The sequence below is a fragment of the Methylobacterium sp. EM32 genome (assembly GCF_040593685.1).
In the GTDB taxonomy this organism is placed as follows: domain Bacteria; phylum Pseudomonadota; class Alphaproteobacteria; order Rhizobiales; family Beijerinckiaceae; genus Methylobacterium.
Window position 1 is genome coordinate 1 of sequence record NZ_JBEXZS010000113.1, and the last position, 2288, is coordinate 2288.

The 2288-nt window shown below is 73.2% G+C and carries 5 protein-coding genes; 4 read left to right on the plus strand and 1 reads right to left on the minus strand.

All coding sequences use genetic code 11. The annotated features are described in order from the left end of the window. The 4 genes from ABZT49_RS15990 to ABZT49_RS16005 all read left to right on the plus strand — a co-directional run. Window positions 1-269, plus strand: a 269-nt coding sequence (locus ABZT49_RS15990; protein WP_355287008.1) for a hypothetical protein, incomplete at its 5' end; no start/stop codon positions are given. Then, window positions 244-666 (plus strand): hypothetical protein, encoded by a 423-nt coding sequence (locus tag ABZT49_RS15995; protein ID WP_305078773.1) that lies wholly within the window; start codon window positions 244-246, stop codon window positions 664-666. The genes ABZT49_RS15990 and ABZT49_RS15995, both read left to right, overlap by 26 nt. Before the next feature lie 138 nt (window positions 667-804). Then, window positions 805-1176, plus strand: coding sequence for a hypothetical protein (locus ABZT49_RS16000; RefSeq protein ID WP_111473800.1), 372 nt, complete (start codon window positions 805-807; stop codon window positions 1174-1176). After that, window positions 1173-1610, plus strand: coding sequence for a hypothetical protein (locus tag ABZT49_RS16005; protein WP_305078774.1), 438 nt, complete (start codon window positions 1173-1175; stop codon window positions 1608-1610). Before ABZT49_RS16000 ends, ABZT49_RS16005 begins: the two co-directional genes overlap by 4 nt. A gap of 340 nt (window positions 1611-1950) precedes the next feature. Here ABZT49_RS16005 and ABZT49_RS16010 read toward each other — a convergent pair. Further along, the coding region (locus tag ABZT49_RS16010; RefSeq protein WP_355287011.1) for a dATP/dGTP diphosphohydrolase domain-containing protein at window positions 1951-2288 on the minus strand (338 nt) is incomplete at its 5' end.

Consider the following 2288-nt stretch of genomic DNA (forward strand, 5'->3'; position numbering starts at 1 on the left):
CTCCGGAGACCACCATGTCGACGACGACACCCGGCCTGGACCATGTCCAGGACCGCCTCCGCACGGCTGCGCGCGAGCGCCGCGCCTCCCTCCTCGTGATCTCCGCCGTCGGCATCGAGATCCAGCGCATGCAGGCCGACGTCCGCGCCGGCCGGGCCCGCGAGGACGACGTCATCCGCGACGCCGGCGTCCTGCTCGGCGCCGCCCTTTCCACCCCTTACCGCCCCCGCCAGGAGAACCGCGATGTACGCAACTCGTCCTTCCTCTGAGCCCGACGCGCAGCACGACCCCGACGTCGACCTGATCAACCGCGCCGCCCGGGCGGCCTTCCCGAGGCTCGCGGACGACGTCGCCAACGGCCGGATCTCCCGCGAGGCCGGTCTGGAGGCCCGGGCGCACGTCTTCGGAGCGCTCCGCCGCTGCCAGGCGGGGCTGCTCTGCCCGGCCGACGCGGCGCTGGAGATCCTGCGCGCCGAGATGGCGGCCCAGGACGCCTCCCTGTCGGTCGCGACCGCCACGGCGTCGTCGGGCGAAGAGTGGGAGCCTGGCGATCCCGTCGTCCTCCCCTACGACCCCAACCCGCCGGTGATCCTGCCCATGGACCTCCACGACACGCCCGAGGATTGGGCCGCCGTCAGGAAGGCCAGGGAGGCCCGCAATGCCTGACGCCTCCGCCGCGGCCGCCCGAATACGGCGGCCGATCCCGGGCGCGCGTTCGTGCGCGCCCCGACCCGGCCAGCCCGGCATGCCCCGTCCCGGCGCGTCCCCTCGCGCCGCCGTCGTCATCCTCCCGGAACGCCCTCCATGACCGAGCAGCCCCCCGTCCACGTGCATTTTCACCGCCGTCTTAAGATGTGGTCGATCCTTCGCAAGCGCCGCCTCATCGGACACGCGCCCTCACTGGTCCTCACCGGGTGCATCATGCGCGCGAGCGAGGCGGGTCGCCTCCGGTGCCTGGCCGCTGCGCGCCGCGAAGTCGTGGCGACCATCGAAGGCATCCTCGCCGACGGCGCCCGGCCGGCCGACGCCGTCCGCATCGGGTACAGGCCGACCGAGCAGGGCTTCCGGCGCCGCGACACCGGCGCCGTCGTCACCGCTGCCGCCGCCGTCTGGTTCGAGCCCGACGGCACCGCCTGGGCGGCATCCCCCATCCCTTCCATGGAGACCCTGTCGTGATCAGCGCCTTCCTCGACCACGTCCTCGTCCGCACCGTCCTGATCCCCACCCTGGCCGCGGGCTACGTCGCCACCAGCCCGCCGAAGGAGCCGCCGTTCCCCCAGCACGGCGACCGCTTCCTCCTTAGCGTCCGCGGCCCGACCGAGGGCGGCCGCGCGGGATTCGCGAGGGTCTACGCCACGCCCGTCGGCCGGGACGGCTGGACGACCACCGTGACGTGCGGGACCATCGACCAGCGCGGCCGCGAGAAGATCTTGCTCCAGGCCCCCGGGAACGCCTACCGCGACCGGACCTCGTTCACCGGCACGTGGACGCCCCTGTCCGGGGGGCAGATGCGCGTCTGGTCCGTCACGCGCCAGGGCGGCCTCGACGTCGAGGTCGCCATGTCCGGGCCGTGCCCCTCCGGCGCGGGCGACGTCTCGTCGGGCGACTGAGGCCCTCGTGCGCTGGCGGTATGCCCGGGATCCGCGATCATGCCGGGCGGAGGACCTCGTCATGGACCGGACGTGCGCGACGACATGGGCCCTGTGCGCCCTGGGGCTGGCGGTGACGACGTGGGCCGCCGTGCGCACGCCGCGTGTCGGGGTTAGCATCACGCAGCATGCAGTGATGCTCCCGCGGGTGCAGCCCGCACGGCACAACCCCGAAAGCGACCCCAGCGTCACTTTCTTCGTCACCCGGGCAGCGGCGCGCTGACGCACCCACCCCCAACCATTTCACCAACAGGGTGGTGGCGAAGGCGTTGTTGAAATGGCGTCCGCCGTTGGGGGTTCGCTAAGCGGCCGGCACGACCGGCATCGAGCTCGCGTCGTAGGCCTTGAGGATGCGGATGGTCTCGGCGCTCGCCTTGCGCCCGTCGAGGAAGGCGCCGACGTCGATGGCATCGAGCAGGATCGCGCAGCAGGCGCGGATGTGCGCCAGGTGGGAGACGCCGGATTGCTCGTCGAGGTCCTCCCCCGCGGCCCATAGCGTCAGGTGCCGCTCGATGGCGCCGACGTAGGTCTCGGCGTCGACCGGGTCGTCCCGCCAGTTCCAGCGCCCGTACGCCTTGGCCGGGCAATCGGCGCCAAGGCCGAGCACCGCCGCCTCCTGCACCAGGGCGACGCGGGGGA

Coding starts and splice junctions, on each gene's coding strand:
- ABZT49_RS15995 (WP_305078773.1), top strand. CDS start 244: ATGTACGCAACTCGTCCTTCCTCTGAGCCCGACGCGCAGCACGACCCC.
- ABZT49_RS16000 (WP_111473800.1), top strand. CDS start 805: ATGACCGAGCAGCCCCCCGTCCACGTGCATTTTCACCGCCGTCTTAAG.